13 protein-coding genes are annotated in these 14,109 nt (G+C 34.3%); 7 read left to right on the top strand and 6 right to left on the bottom strand.

Annotation, left to right across the window (positions count from 1 at the left end):
- Positions 1 to 107 precede the first annotated feature (107 nt).
- The gene (locus tag PLX19_RS15490) at positions 108 to 560 is read right to left on the bottom strand and encodes a hypothetical protein (RefSeq protein ID WP_272189584.1); all 453 of its coding nucleotides are present in this window, start codon (positions 558 to 560) and stop codon (positions 108 to 110) included.
- A gap of 347 nt (positions 561 to 907) precedes the next feature.
- On the opposite strand from PLX19_RS15490, the gene PLX19_RS15485 reads away from it, so the two are divergent.
- Positions 908 to 1,753 carry a DUF72 domain-containing protein gene (locus PLX19_RS15485; RefSeq protein ID WP_272189583.1) on the top strand — a complete coding sequence of 282 codons (846 nt, stop codon included), beginning with the start codon at positions 908 to 910 and terminating at the stop codon, positions 1,751 to 1,753.
- A 336-nt stretch (positions 1,754 to 2,089) separates the two neighbouring features.
- Here the strand turns inward: PLX19_RS15485 and PLX19_RS15480 are convergent, their stop codons facing one another.
- The 4 genes from PLX19_RS15480 to deoD all read right to left on the bottom strand — a co-directional run bounded on the left by PLX19_RS15480 (position 2,090) and on the right by deoD (position 5,753).
- A complete protein-coding gene (locus PLX19_RS15480) occupies positions 2,090 to 2,284 on the bottom strand; it encodes a DUF3924 family protein (protein WP_272189581.1) in 195 nt (64 codons plus the stop codon).
- Positions 2,285 to 2,420: 136 nt separating this feature from the next.
- Positions 2,421 to 2,951: a tyrosine-type recombinase/integrase gene (locus tag PLX19_RS15475; RefSeq protein WP_090915491.1), complete on the bottom strand. Its 531-nt coding sequence runs from the start codon at positions 2,949 to 2,951 to the stop codon at positions 2,421 to 2,423.
- 106 nt (positions 2,952 to 3,057) lie between these two features.
- Positions 3,058 to 4,875, bottom strand: coding sequence for a HAMP domain-containing sensor histidine kinase (locus PLX19_RS15470; RefSeq protein ID WP_272189580.1), 1,818 nt, complete (start codon positions 4,873 to 4,875; stop codon positions 3,058 to 3,060).
- A 170-nt stretch (positions 4,876 to 5,045) separates the two neighbouring features.
- Positions 5,046 to 5,753 (bottom strand): purine-nucleoside phosphorylase, encoded by a 708-nt coding sequence (gene deoD, locus PLX19_RS15465; RefSeq protein ID WP_272189579.1) that lies wholly within the window; start codon positions 5,751 to 5,753, stop codon positions 5,046 to 5,048.
- Between the two features lie 439 nt (positions 5,754 to 6,192).
- Here deoD and PLX19_RS15460 point away from each other — a divergent pair, with 439 nt between their 5' ends.
- Positions 6,193 to 6,966, top strand: coding sequence for a hypothetical protein (locus tag PLX19_RS15460; RefSeq protein ID WP_272189578.1), 774 nt, complete (start codon positions 6,193 to 6,195; stop codon positions 6,964 to 6,966).
- Between the two features lie 3 nt (positions 6,967 to 6,969).
- Here the strand turns inward: PLX19_RS15460 and mprF are convergent, their stop codons facing one another.
- Complete coding sequence (gene mprF, locus PLX19_RS15455; RefSeq protein WP_272189577.1) at positions 6,970 to 9,543, bottom strand: bifunctional lysylphosphatidylglycerol flippase/synthetase MprF; 2,574 nt, start codon at positions 9,541 to 9,543, stop codon at positions 6,970 to 6,972.
- Between the two features lie 604 nt (positions 9,544 to 10,147).
- Here mprF and PLX19_RS15450 point away from each other — a divergent pair.
- The 5 genes from PLX19_RS15450 (at position 10,148) to spmB (ending at position 14,028) form a co-directional block, all read left to right on the top strand.
- The gene (locus PLX19_RS15450; RefSeq protein WP_272189576.1) at positions 10,148 to 10,639 is read left to right on the top strand and encodes a DUF3907 family protein; all 492 of its coding nucleotides are present in this window, start codon (positions 10,148 to 10,150) and stop codon (positions 10,637 to 10,639) included.
- 107 nt (positions 10,640 to 10,746) lie between these two features.
- A complete protein-coding gene (locus tag PLX19_RS15445; protein ID WP_272189574.1) occupies positions 10,747 to 11,661 on the top strand; it encodes a superoxide dismutase in 915 nt (304 codons plus the stop codon).
- A 129-nt stretch (positions 11,662 to 11,790) separates the two neighbouring features.
- Positions 11,791 to 12,912 (top strand): D-alanyl-D-alanine carboxypeptidase family protein, encoded by a 1,122-nt coding sequence (locus tag PLX19_RS15440; RefSeq protein ID WP_272189573.1) that lies wholly within the window; start codon positions 11,791 to 11,793, stop codon positions 12,910 to 12,912.
- Entirely contained in the window at positions 12,905 to 13,501 is a 597-nt protein-coding gene (locus PLX19_RS15435) for a nucleoside recognition domain-containing protein (RefSeq protein WP_272189572.1), read from the top strand. Before PLX19_RS15440 ends, PLX19_RS15435 begins: the two co-directional genes overlap by 8 nt.
- A complete protein-coding gene (gene spmB / locus PLX19_RS15430) occupies positions 13,498 to 14,028 on the top strand; it encodes a spore maturation protein SpmB (protein WP_098915351.1) in 531 nt (176 codons plus the stop codon). Before PLX19_RS15435 ends, spmB begins: the two co-directional genes overlap by 4 nt.
- Positions 14,029 to 14,109: the final 81 nt, after the last annotated feature.

Genomic DNA, 14,109 nt, shown 5'->3' with positions numbered 1-14,109 from the left:
AACGAACATTCTAGCCGCTAAGGGTGGAGAATGCTTTCACTGAATTTTGAGGTGGGAGTAATACTGCCCACGAATAGCGAGATAAAAAAAACAAGCACTCTGCGAGATTAAGAGTGCTTGTTGAGTTGAATATTTATATTTGTATGCATACTGCGCTCGCTTTTAGTTAATGTTGTATAAGAGATGACAATATTTCCTTTGGCAATTGGTTCATAAGCAACATCATCGTATTGGCCATTATTTTTGTTATGGACTGTTAGTTCAATAGAGTCGAGGTTTGCATCTGCATATTTTTCTTTGATTTGTTTCGCAATTGTTTCTAGTTGTTTATAGGAAGTGGCATCAGTAATCACCATTCCTTTTAGAACAATTTTTTCTTTTTGTCTAGATTGCGTTAGTGGTATGTGGTTTTCGTTTATATATAGGATGTGATAAGGAACGGTATCGTCATTTGATTCTGCTTTTGGTTTATTGTATTCTCCAATTAAAAAGAGTGCAAAACATAATGTTATACATGACATGAGAATAATCCAAAAACGGACAGATGATAACACTTTCATCAGCATTCACCCTCGTTTCGTATAAGTTCTTTCATAATGAATTATACAAAATCAGCATTAAATAAACGTTAAGCGAAGGTAAAGAAAAGTAAAGATGGACATTTTTTTGTATATATAAGTAAAAAACGAGAATGAAAACCGCTTTCTTTTAGGGGGGACGAGAGTATCTGGCTGTGCATAGAAAAATCACCTAGGTTTAATAAGAAGTTATAAGATACAATGGAATTTGTAAAGAATGTAAACGTATAATGAATTGTTCATAAATGAAACAACGTGTTCATTTTATTTTTTCCCAAGATATTATAATATGTTTTTAGATTTAAAGGTAGATAGGGGATGGTGTTGGGATGATTTCTATTGGGTTAACAGGATGGGGGGATCACGATTCTTTATATAAAGATGCATATGAAATGAAGCATAAGCTGCAAACATATAGCGAGTATTTTCCAATTGTGGAAGTAGATAGTTCTTTTTATGCTATACAGCCTGCAAGAAATTATGAGAAATGGGCTTTAGAAACACCAGCAAATTTTTCATTTATTGTAAAGGCTTATCAAGGAATGACAGGTCATATGCGAGGAGAAATTCCGTTTGCGAATATTGATGATATGTTCCACACATTTAAAGAGTCAATTACTCCTCTTCAAAAAGCCAATAAGCTAAAAATGGTATTATTTCAGTATCCGCCTTGGTTTGATTGTCAAAAGAAAAATGTAGATTTATTACGTTATACGAAAGAAAAAATGAAAGATATCCCATGTTCATTAGAGTTTCGGAATCAGACTTGGTTTTATCCACAATTTCGTAATCAAACGTTGGAATTTATGAAACAAGAAGGTTGGATTCATACAATTTGTGATGAACCGCAAGCGGGAATGGGTTCTATTCCAATTGTATTAGAATCAACGCATGAACAAATGACCTTAGTTCGATTTCACGGTCGCAATGTACACGGGTGGCTGGATAAGGGAGAGAACTGGCGGGCTGTTCGCTGTTTATATCGCTATAATAAACAAGAATTAAAAGAATGGGTAGAGCGGATAGAAAAATTGAAAATAAAAACAAAGGAAGTTTACCTTCTATTTAATAATAATTCTGGCGGAGATGCAGCAGATAATGCGAAACAACTCATGGATATGCTTGGTATTACATACGGGGAACCTAAGCCTGAACAACTAAATTTATTTGAATGAAGTGAAATATCAACAAAAGAGTTTCATCTATTAATAAGCAAACCAAAAAGAAAAACCCTGCACAAACAGGGGGAATGTACAGGGTTTTTCTTTATGAAAAAAGAGGGGTAACAATGTTACTGAGCGTTTGGTTGATTCATCAATTGTTGGCTTCTTAATAAATGATAATGGTTATCATTATCATTGTCAATAGTTTTCTAGATTTTATCTTAAAAAATTTAAGGTTTATAAAAATTTAGATTGGTGATTGGCTGTGCATACTTGAGATGACTTGCTTTAAATGATAGAAAAACTCTCACTTTAAAGATAGGTGAGAGTTTTTCTGTCATTAGAAACCTATTGTTGTTCTTTTTGTTGTACGTATTGCTGTAAATCAAATGGTGTAACTTCTTGAATAAATTCTCTTGAAATAAGAGATTGAATAAGGGTACTTTTGGTAACGACAGCACCTGTTTTCTTTTTGTAAGCTTGCTGCAATAAATCTAGCTTTTCTAATGTTTCCTTAGGTAATTCAATTGTTAATGTGTTCATATTTCTCCCCCCTATTATTAGAGTATCACTAGAAGAGGAGAGAAACAAGAAAAGGGTTTTTAAATGACTGCTATAAAAAGAGGATAACTATTTTCAAAATAGTTATCCTCTTTTACGATTTTTACAGTAAGTATTGTTAAGCAATACCGATGTATTTTAAAGTTTTGGATGGGGTACTATGATCAAAAAAGTGTTGTAAAAAGGCAATATCTACGCCAGATTTATAAGCACAATATCCCCATGTTTTGCGAAGTGTATGCGAGCTAATCCCTTCTAAACCAACTTCTTTTGCCGCTTTGTTTAAAATGTACCAAGCATGTTGTCTCGTGATAGATTTTGTTCCTTTTTGAGATTTTAATAATGGCTCATTGCGCTTCCATACTTTTCGTTCTTTCATGTATTGTTCAATTGTATGTTGCAATTCTTCATTTACAGCGAACCATTTATGCTTCTTCATTTTGTCATTATAGAACAAAATAGAATGACGAACATGCTCATTTTCATCGATAACATCGCCAACTTTTAACTGTAATATTTCACTTACTTTTAATCCTGAATTTACAGCTAATACGAATAATAAAGCATCACGTTTTGATGATTGTATTAGTATATCTTTGATTTTTTCTAATTGTTTTTCATTTTGAATTGGTTGTCCAACTTGTTTCATTTCACGCACTCTCCTCTTTTATATGTGTAAAGGAAAGGATTAACTAGTTCTTACTGTAAAGGAAGCGTGTGAATTTCATGTGAACTTTTCGTGAAATTCGGACAAATTATTTGATTACTTCCACTTTTGGCAAATGAAAGTAAAAGACAACGCCGTTTTCTTTATTATAAACGCCATAATTAGCATGATGCAATTCTAAGATGTTTTTTACGATGGATAGTCCAAGACCAGTTCCGCCTGTGTGACGGCTACGTGATGCATCTATTCGATAGAAGCGGTCCCATATTTTATCTAAACTTTCCTCGGGAATCGGTGCACCGTTATTTTCAATTTCAACTTTCACTGTTTCCTCATACTCACTGACAGTTACTTTTACTTGTTCTCCAACTGGTGTATAACGAATCGCATTGCTTAATAAATTGACGACAACTTGTTCAATACGATTTCGATTTGCTTGTACATAAATAGTGGAATCAAATGCAAGTTCTACTTGTAAATTTTTTTCTTCGATACTAAATGATAGCTTTGAATATACTTGTTGAATTAATTCTCCTATCGAAAAGTTTTCCAATTCTAATTTATATGTGCCAGACTCAAGTTTTGCAAGTTCTAGCATTTCGACAATAAGGCGGTTCATATTATCAGTTTCTTCTAAAATAACGTCAGTATAGTACGAAGTGTCTTTACTTACGCCATCTTTAATACCTTCAGCGAAACTTCGGATTACACTTAATGGCGTTTTTAATTCATGTGATACACCAGAAATAAATTCTTTTCTAGTTTTTTCTAGTTGTCGTTCTTTTTCAATATCTTGTTGTAGCTTTGTATTTGCTACATGTAATTTATCAATTCGGTCCTTTAAATTTACAGAAAGAGAGTTAATGCTACTTGATAGACTTCCTATTTCATCCTCTGTTGATATAGGGAGTTTTTCAGAGAAATCAAAGTTTGCCATTTTTTTTGTAACACGATTCATTTTAATAAGCGGATTTGCAATGATTTTTGAGTAATAAAACGATAATAAAATAATGACAATAAAGACGATAATTAACGCATATACATAATAGTCTTTCAATACAAGCATAGCCTCATCAACGGGCTGCAATGATGTCATTGCAAATGCAAATTCTTTTATTTCTCCATTTGAAATAACGGGTTTAACAAAAATTTGACTTTTAATATCGTTTTCCCCGCCTAATGTGTATGTTGTCATTTCATTCGTATTTGTTTTCCCTAATGCAACAGAAAGCTCCCAATGTTGGATACCTTGCATTAATGTATCCTTATTTGCAAGGCGAATATCGTTCGTGGATGGAGTGTGCAACTTCGTTATAGTGCCATCAAATGTGTTTACATTATTACTAAAATCTTTTGAATATATATTTTTTTTGACATCTGTAAGTTGGATTCCAAATAGCTTTAAATCTGAAATGATATTATCATTTTGCCATGTTCTATTATCCGCAGTAGTAATGGCAACAGGAATAATCATATCGTTTTTAGGGATTCCTTGTATACGGATTGAATCAGAAATTTTTAATCCTAAATTGATAAACGAAGAATATTCGGAAATTGTAAACGTATTATTCAATGGAATGAAAAATGTTTTATTGAATTTATCAACAATTTCAATATGATAATTTTTATCATCTTTAATAATGCCATTACGATCTAATAGGACGAGTTCAGCGTTTGTTTTTTCATAGAACGCTTGTTTTAACTTTGAAAGCTCTTCAAAGGAACCGTTGCTTTTTTCATATTTATTTACAAATTTTTCGAAATTAGTCTGGACTGTATGAACTTTTTTATTAATATAAAATTTCTCTAAAAACAGCGATTGTCCAACGAAAAAAAGTAAAAATGTCACAGTAAATAATGCTGATGTTAATAAGAAAAGCTTAAACACAATACTTCTTTTTTTCACTTTTTCACCTCATAAGCTGTAAATTCCATAATCATCACTTTATTATAGCAAACGAATAAACATAATAGGGGAGAAAATCTGGCGCATGCAGTGGTAGTTTATTGGAAAAAGTCATATAAGTAGAGGGATAAAAAAGAACTTGCCAGACGTATGACAAGTTCTTTTTAGATTTATGCTTGGATTGCCGCGTCTAATGCAATTTCAATCATTTCGTTAAATGTTGTTTGACGTTCTTCAGCAGTTGTTTCTTCACCAGTAAAGATATGGTCACTTACTGTTAAGACAGATAATGCATTTACACCGTATTTTGCAGCTAAAGTATATAATGCAGTTGTTTCCATTTCAACAGCCAATACACCGTAGTCTCCAAGTTTTTTCACCATATCCATGCTCTCACGGTAAAATACATCAGCTGTTAGGACGTTACCAACGCGGATGTGTAACCCTTTTTCTATACCAGCATCATATGCTTTCTTCAACAAATCAAAGTTTGCACAAGGTGCAAAATCAAATCCAGGGAATACTAAGCGATTTAGGTTAGAGTCTGTACAAGCAGTCATCGCAATAATAACATCACGTACTTTTACATCTTTTTGAATGGCACCGCACGTTCCAACACGAATTAAATTTTTTACCCCGTAGCTTTGAATTAGCTCGTTTACGTAAATAGAAATAGAAGGAACTCCCATACCTGTACCTTGAACAGAGACACGTTTTCCTTTATATGTTCCTGTAAATCCTAGCATGCCACGCACATTGTTATAGCATGTTACATCTTCTAGAAAATTTTCTGCAATATACTTTGCACGTAAAGGATCTCCGGGTAATAAAATAGATTCTGCAATTTCGCCTTCTTTTGCTCCAATGTGTACGCTCATATAAAATCCTCCTTGTTATGTAATAATCGGTATAACTTAATACTACTTCACTTTGTAGTATACACGAAGTAGAGCGTTTACAATAGTGTATTTCTATCTATTCTGCTATTTGGACATACCTCAAGATTCAGGAGAAAGCAAAGGAAATGGAGGAGCAAAATATCTATGATGGAAGTTTCACTTTATAATTCATTGCATTCGCTTCTGCTATTGTTTCATGCAGCAGGGAAAGCACTGGCCATTTCTATGCATTGTTGAATGCTCTTGTTTATCTAAAAAGAAAGTCGCTTTTTCAACGTGTATTTAAATATTTTTTGCAAATATAGTAAAACTTCTATTCAGAGAGAGAAGGTATTATCTGCTTCAGGAAGAATAAATTAATTGTGCGCAAAAAATCAGAATTGTGCAACTATTTACCTGGAAATAGATAGGTGATTTTATGAAAAATGCTATTATAGGAGTTATCGCTTTGCTTCTGATTGTTTTTGGAGGCTTTTATATGAAAAAATATAAAAATAGTGAAGAAATAACAGGACAGATACAGCAGGTGAAGTGGAAGCTTCATGATATGGATGTAAATGAAATTGCGAATATTACATTTCAATTGCAAAATAAAAAAGGGACTGAAATTCGCGGTGTAAACGACCACATTCGCATGTTTATTGTGGATAAACAGTTAACACAATCGTATCAAGTAAGACCAACTTTTGTTGGGAGTGGTTCTTACAAAGCTACATATCAGTTTAAAAAAGAAGGGGAATATACCATTTTCCTATATGAAGAAATAGGAGATACAACAAAACAGTTTGCTGAAGAAAATATAGTAGTAGGAAATAAAGTTGTAGAAAAAAAACAAACTCCAATTGCTGCTGATACAGTATTAACAAAAAACATTGGTCCATACAAGACATCGCTTTTATTTCGTACATTACATCCGAATGAAGAAGAAACATTAACATTTCAATTTCAAGTAGGGAAAGGAGAAAAAATTAAGTTTCGTTCAAATACAGGAGAACGTGCTGAATTGCGTATAGTGGATGGAAAACAACAGCATTTCCTATACGCTGTTCCAAATAATGATGAGGAACAATTACAATTTCGCGTTACGTTTCCGAGTGAAGGGATTTATAAAATATGGGGGACTTTTTATATAAATGGAAAGAAATATGAAGAACAGTTTACATTACAAGTTCAGAAACGAAAAGACAGCTAAGTTTTAGCTGTCTTTTCGTTTTCCGATTAATTTTGTTACAGCGAGCATCGTAATTGGTAAGGAATGATTTTTACGAAATACTAAATATTTCCCGCTCCATGTTGGTTTATATTTTTCTTTGAAATGTCGCAGGCCGCTAAAGCTATACGTATAACGAACGTTATTAAAAATGGCTGCTGCAACACGCTCTGACCAAAATGATTGTGCCGATAATCCAACATTAGAAAGCGGAGCCATTCCAATATTAAAGCAGTGATAGCCATTTTCTTTTGCCCATTGGAATAAATGAATGAACATAGCATCCATAATTCCGCCTGATGCATCAGGATAATAACGCATTAAGTCAACAGATAATTCACCATCTTGGTATACAGGCATAAATGTTGTAAAGGCAATGATTTTACCATCAGCATCAGAAAGTGTTGCAATGGGCGCACGATTTATATAATCACGATCAAAATAACCAAGAGAGAAGCTTTTTTCTTTTTTCCCCCCAAGCCATGCATCTGATACGTTTTTTAATTCATCATACAATTCATCTGTAAATGGTGGTTGGTGAATCGCAAAAGTATACCCTTCTCGCTCGAAACGGTTGAAAGTTGCACGCAATCCAGCTCGTTTTTTTCCTGAAATTGTGAAATCATTCAAGTCGACAACTGCTTCTTCACCAAGCTTGAAGAAGTTATAACCAAAATCATGATATAAACTCATCCATTTACTTTCAATTTGATAAAATACACAAATATAGCCGAAACGATCCGCTTCTGTTAGAAATTCTTCTAAAACGCTACGAAAAGAAGAAGGATTTCCGATTGGATCACCGAGAACAATAAGACGTTTACCTGTAGGTGCAAACTGAATCATTGCTTTTCCGTCGCTACTGAAAAAGAATTGCTTATCTCCTAAAAAACCAAGGTGACTTAACACGTTCCCACCGTATTCATCTAAAAAGTGCTGTAGTCGTGTCATATTGGCTGGTTGCCCGGGAAATTTATTTTTGTAACGATTGGCAATCAAAGAACCAATTAGTAGAAAACTTGGTACAAAAAAAGCTGCTGCAATTGCACTGCGTTGTACTTGTTTAATATTACGAACAACAAAATCAGGTTTAAATACTTCTTTGGCTTGTGCAAATTGTACCCCAAGTTTTTTATAAAGATATAATGTGATAAGTAAAAAGAGACAAACCTTTACTACATCTGAGAATGAAACCGCGATTTGCTCCCGAACAAATCGTTTGCGAATCATATATAGTACAGTGAGTACAATAAGTAAGATAAAGGTTTCTTCCAAATCAATGCCTTTTAGTGTATTGAAAATCGCGGCACCGATTAGAGATACAAACGTCATATAATAGGAACGTTTCGTTCCGTGATAAATGCCGCGTGATAAAATAACGAGTAAAATACCAAATGTTAGCGATAAACTAAAGGAAATTTGTATAAGGTGTTTAGGAACTAAAATATGAAGTGCATGAGCCCGTTCAATACTTGTTGGGAAAATGGTAGAAAAAATCACCATAAGTCCTGCAAAAATTGTTAATGCTCCAGATGCCCAAGAACCAAGTTTTCCTAGAAAATCGCGTTGTAGTGTCCAAATGACTCCGGTTGTTTCGAGGGCAGGTGCAATGAACGGTTTATCTTCAATTTTCTTTAAAGCAGCTCCTGTCATTTCAAATGCTGCAAAAATTAAACCGAGCCCAAACGGTAAAATATAATATACAAGGCGATATAATAACATAGCAGGGAGTAATACACCTGTATCTACGCCGTATTGTCCAATGCCTGTTATGAACACAAGATCAAAGGAACCAAGACCTCCTGGTACAAGACTCACAACGCCAGCTAAAGCTGCAATAACATATACACCGAGAATCTTATGGAAATCTATCTCAATTCCGAATAGAAGTAAGATGACATACATTACTATGCCTGCTGATACCCATTCTACTAATGATACAAGTGAGTAGAGGACAGTTGGATTTTTTTCTACTTGTTGTTCTTCTTTGCTTTGTTTGCGATTTTTTATTTTGGAAATACCTATGTATAATGGAACAAAAAGAGAAAAAAAGATGAAAACAGGCCATAGCCAAGGTTTTTCATGTAAAATAAATCTTGTATCTAATACGCCAATAAGGCCGAGAAAAGATAATAATGCTAGCCCATTAATAAAAGCCGTTGTCATCCAGGCGATACTTCGAATAAGTTTACCATTTTCTTGTACATAAGGACGATATAACATTGTACGTATACCTGCCCCAACAAGACCACCGAATCCAATAAATCCATTGAATGTATTAGCAGTCCAAGAAATGCGGAAAATCTTTTTAATTGGTATATCTGCTTGCAGATGCCGCAGCATAAAAAAGTCATAAAAGAACATTGTAGCAACAGCAAATGCACCGAGTATAACAGCTAAGAAAAACCCGCCTGGTGGAATATGTTTAATCGTTTCAACTGCTTCTCGAAATGAAATACCAGAAAATTCTTTTCGTGCTTGAAAAAACACAATTGTTAATACAACAAAAGGAAAAATAAATTTTCCAATTTGTAATATACGTTTCCATGAAAACGACATAAAGACAACTCTCCTTGTATAAGAAAACTGAGGCAATATTTTTATTATGACAAACTTCAATAAAAATAAAAAGAAAAATTCATTGAAATCTTAGTTGTAATCTTTATATTTATAAATATTTTCTATTGATAAATTGCTAAATTTGATGCAATAGAGAGCAGATGATGTTTACGGGGGACAGTAGCTATAAATAAAAAATGTACACAAACGCATCATCAAACTTTTTACATTTCACGACTCGTATACAAACTAGAATAGAAAAGGCACTGCATGTTTTGTCCGCTATTCATGTTCGGTAAGACTCTAATTTCCAAAAAATAAGAAATTCCACTTTATTTTGAAGGTTTTTTGAGAGAATTTATTTCTTTTGAAGGAAATCTGTTTTAAAAATCGAAAATCAAAACATATTAATACGTTAAAAGGCTTTTGCGCATATATTGATGAAGAAACAATAATGGTGGTAAGACATGTTGTAAAGAAACTGATCCAGAATAAAGTGAACCTTTCAGCAGTGGGGGTCTTACTGTCTACGAATAGCGCGATAAATACATAACAGAAAAATCAACTTTCAAAATTAGTTCAAATAGTGGGAGGAGAAACTAGCATGTCAAATTTAATGGTTGAAAACCAAACGCAGCAAGCAACTGTTTTTTTGAGAGAAGTAGTTGAAGTGATCACAAAATATGTAAACTATCATACATTACCTTTATTATTAGAAGAAACACCAGAAGGCGATGAACAATATTTTGCTGGATTGTTAGCCTCCATTCGGCGCTTGCTTGTATTTTGTGAAGAAGGCTTAGATGCTTGCTGTGTATTACTAAATAATACGCCGTTTCGAAAAAATGCAGCGGAAAGAACGCTATATAAAATCTACCATCAAGTGATTGCAGAGTTTTTTTCACCTAAAAATGATCATTGGTATGAAAATAGTCGATCAGCTTATACAGGAAAGAATTCAATTGCATTTCAAAAGCAACCTCCTATTTCAATTGAACAAATGATGAAAGAGTTAGAAGGGAAATTTCAAATGTTGCGTGAAGAGCTAGAATATTATGAGACCGACTATCAAACGAAAATGATACAAAAATATTAACTACTGTAAGAAGTTAGGGAATCCCTAGCTTCTTTTGCTTTTTGAATCGTCATATACGCCCGTAATTTTGAATACATTTTAAAAGGATATATTGTTGGAGGTGTCATATGAGTCAGCAAGAAGTGTTCACTGATTACTTTCATGAAGTTGAAAGTTGGTGCGAAAGTGTTCTCCACGTATTAGATAGCCGGGCAACAGAGGTGTATGATGTTCATATGCTTGCATATAAAATTCAAATGCTATTAGATCGGATAAAAGAAAATGAATATGACTATGATGCAGAATTTGTTTATGAAATTAGTGATGATGTCGAACATATTCAACACTACTTACAAGAAGCGTTAATGTCTGACTCAGAACAATATGTATTATATGAAAGAAATTATGCAGAAGCTTCTGTACCAATTGGCGGACATACCTTGCCACCGCTTCCATATCCGTATAATGCGCTAGAGCCTTATATCTCACGGGAAATTATGATGTTGCACCACGATAAGCATCATCGTAGTTATGTAGAAGGGTTGAATAAAGCAGAGAAGATGATGGCAGAAGCAAGAAAAACAAATCAATTTGATTTAATAAAGCATTGGGAGAGAGAAGCTGCTTTCCATGGTTCTGGACATTATTTACACACTATTTTTTGGAACAATATGAAAAAAGATGGTGGTGGTAGCCCGCACGGAGAATTATCTAGGCAAATTGAAAAAGATTTTGGGAGCTTTTTACGTTTTCAAAAACATTTTACAGAAGCGGCAGCGAAGGTGGAAGGTTCAGGCTGGTCCATTCTCGTTTGGGCACCTCGTTCCGGTCGATTAGAAATTTTACAGAGTACACTCCATCAATTGTTTACGCAGTGGGATACAATTCCTCTATTAGTACTGGATGTATGGGAGCATGCCTATTATTTACAGTATCAAAACCGAAAGGAAGAATATATTAAAAATTGGTGGAATATTGTCAACTGGGGAGATGTAGAGAAAAGATTTGAAAGTGCAAAAAATTTACAGTGGATACCATATTAGACGCATTACAATGCGTCTTTTTTAATTGTCTGTTTATTCTTATCCAGTTGCCACCCTATCAACTTCCATTCATATTTTAAAGGTCCAAGCATACACTTGTACAAAAAGTGTCAAAAAGGACGTGAATATATGCGAAGAAGATGGATCGTGATTGCACTTATTCTAATATGTGCAAATATGTTGCCACGTGATACATATGCGCAAATGAATAATGTTAGTGCACGTAATGCTGTGTTGATGGAGCAACATTCGGGGCGTGTATTATATGGAAAGTTAGAGCATGAATCTGAAAAAATCGCAAGTATTACAAAAATTATGACCGCACTTTTAGCGGTCGAATCAGGGAAAATGAAAGAAAAGGTACCCATTAGTAATACTGCAGTTCGTGTGGAAGGATCAGCTATTTACTTAAAACCAGGACAGAAAGTACCCCTAGAAGATTTAGTATATGGTTTAATGCTGCGCTCTGGAAATGATGCAGCTCAGGCAATTGCAGAATATGTTGGCGGGAGTATAGATGGATTCGTATATTTAATGAATGAAAAAGCAGCCCAAATTGGAATGAAGGATACGCATTTTTCTAATCCACATGGTTTAGACGGAGATGGGACACATGTTTCTTCAGCATATGATATGGCACTGTTAACAAGGTATGCCATGGAAAAAGAGACATTTCGTAAGATTTTTGGAACGAAAACGTATCAGTCTAAAGTATGGGACTATCCATGGAAAAATAAACATAAGCTTGTAACTTCTATGTACGAGTATGCAACAGGAGGGAAAACTGGATTTACGAAAAAGGCAGGGCGAACACTTGTAACAACCGCATCAAAGGATGGACTAGATTTAATTGTTGTAACATTGCAAGCTTCAAGTGATTGGGATGATCATATGTATTTATTTAATGAGGGGTTTAAACAATATGCAGCAACTACAGTAGTAGCGAAGGGTCCCCTATCTGAACTGCAAGACAAAAAGTATACAAATCATATATACACGAAAAATGATTTATTAGTGCCGCTAACGGAAGAAGAGGCTAAAAAGGTTACATTAAAAATTGAATTTGATAAAACGGCCAAGCTGATAGATGGAGAGAAAGTAGGGCGTGTCGTCGCTTATTTAAATGAAGAAGAAATTGGAGAGCGTAACCTATTTTATAGTAAACGAAAACTTATTGTGACTACAGGTTTGTTTTGGAGAGATTTTCAGGAAGTATTTTCTCATATGTTAGGTGTGGAAATAGATGGTTAATATTATATGGGTTGCGATGGCGTTAATTGGTATTGTATATGCAATGTTTAATGGAACGATGGACGAAGTGAATAAAGCGGTTTTCGAAGGTTCAAAAAATGCTGTAACCATTTGTATCGGACTGATTAGTGTTCTTGTTTTTTGGCTTGGTTTAATGAAGATTGCCGAGGAAGCTGGACTACTAAAGAAACTTGTTGCGCTGTTTATGCCCCTTGTAAAAAAACTGTTTCCAGAAGTGCCGAAGAATCATCCAGCACTGGGTTTCATTTTATCTAATATGATGGCAAACTTTTTTGGATTAGGAAATGCAGCCACACCGCTTGGGATTAAAGCAATGGAACATTTAAAAGAGTTAAATGGAGGAAGAGACTTTGCGAGCCGTTCTATGATAACATTTCTTGCTTTAAATACATCAGCTATTACACTTATTCCCACTACTGTTATTTCGATTCGGATGACGTATCATTCTGCAAATCCAACTGAAATTGTAGGCGTAACGTTTATCGCTCAGGTTTTATCTATGATTGGAGCGATTTGGATTGATCGTTATTTTTACCGAAGAAGATGTAGAAAGGGGAAGAAAAAATGAGTCTCGTTAATACGATTTCTTTATGGGTGATTCCATGTGTGATTGGATTTATTCTATTATATGGGACGATAAAAAAAGTACCGACGTATGAATCATTTGTAGAAGGCGGGAAAGAAGGAATTCAAATTGCTGTATCTATTTTACCATTTATGGTCGGTATGCTCGTTTCTATTTCAATTTTTCGGGCTTCAGGCGCGTTAGATGCAATGATACACGTAATGAAACCAATGTTAGATGCTATCCATGTGCCAGCAGAAATTGTTCCGCTTGCCCTTATTCGCCCTATTTCTGGATCAGCAGGGCTAAGTATTACAACGGATTTAATTGCCACATATGGACCAGATTCGTTTATTGGGAGACTTGCGTCTACGATGCAAGGAAGTACAGATACAACCTTTTATATTTTAACAGTTTATTTTGGAGCGGTTGGGATTCGGAAAATGGGCGATGCTTTAAAGGTAGGCTTATTTGCTGATTTAATTGGGATTGTGTGCTCAATTGTATTTGTTTCACTTATGTTTCAGTAATAATGATTCATTTTTAATTCAAATTAGACTATAATACGGATACAGCCACTATTAAGAATGTGCTTAATAGTGGCTTTTTTA

This window comes from Bacillus sp. BP-3, from assembly GCF_028401955.1.
Classification (GTDB): Bacteria; Bacillota; Bacilli; order Bacillales; family Bacillaceae_G; genus Bacillus_A.
The sequence above is the reverse complement of the archived record's forward strand: the minus strand, read 5'-3'. Positions and strand labels throughout refer to the sequence as shown.

Excerpts from the sequence above, each read along its gene's own strand:
- PLX19_RS15450 (WP_272189576.1), top strand. The coding sequence starts at position 10,148 with ATGTCAAATTTAATGGTTGAAAACCAAACGCAGCAAGCAACTGTTTTT.
- PLX19_RS15480 (WP_272189581.1), bottom strand. The coding sequence starts at position 2,284 with ATGAACACATTAACAATTGAATTACCTAAGGAAACATTAGAAAAGCTA.
- deoD (WP_272189579.1), bottom strand. The coding sequence starts at position 5,753 with ATGAGCGTACACATTGGAGCAAAAGAAGGCGAAATTGCAGAATCTATT.
- PLX19_RS15490 (WP_272189584.1), bottom strand. The coding sequence starts at position 560 with ATGAAAGTGTTATCATCTGTCCGTTTTTGGATTATTCTCATGTCATGT.
- PLX19_RS15445 (WP_272189574.1), top strand. The coding sequence starts at position 10,747 with ATGAGTCAGCAAGAAGTGTTCACTGATTACTTTCATGAAGTTGAAAGT.
- PLX19_RS15485 (WP_272189583.1), top strand. The coding sequence starts at position 908 with ATGATTTCTATTGGGTTAACAGGATGGGGGGATCACGATTCTTTATAT.
- spmB (WP_098915351.1), top strand. The coding sequence starts at position 13,498 with ATGAGTCTCGTTAATACGATTTCTTTATGGGTGATTCCATGTGTGATT.
- PLX19_RS15475 (WP_090915491.1), bottom strand. The coding sequence starts at position 2,951 with ATGAAACAAGTTGGACAACCAATTCAAAATGAAAAACAATTAGAAAAA.
- PLX19_RS15460 (WP_272189578.1), top strand. The coding sequence starts at position 6,193 with ATGAAAAATGCTATTATAGGAGTTATCGCTTTGCTTCTGATTGTTTTT.
- PLX19_RS15435 (WP_272189572.1), top strand. The coding sequence starts at position 12,905 with ATGGTTAATATTATATGGGTTGCGATGGCGTTAATTGGTATTGTATAT.
- PLX19_RS15440 (WP_272189573.1), top strand. The coding sequence starts at position 11,791 with ATGCGAAGAAGATGGATCGTGATTGCACTTATTCTAATATGTGCAAAT.
- mprF (WP_272189577.1), bottom strand. The coding sequence starts at position 9,543 with ATGTCGTTTTCATGGAAACGTATATTACAAATTGGAAAATTTATTTTT.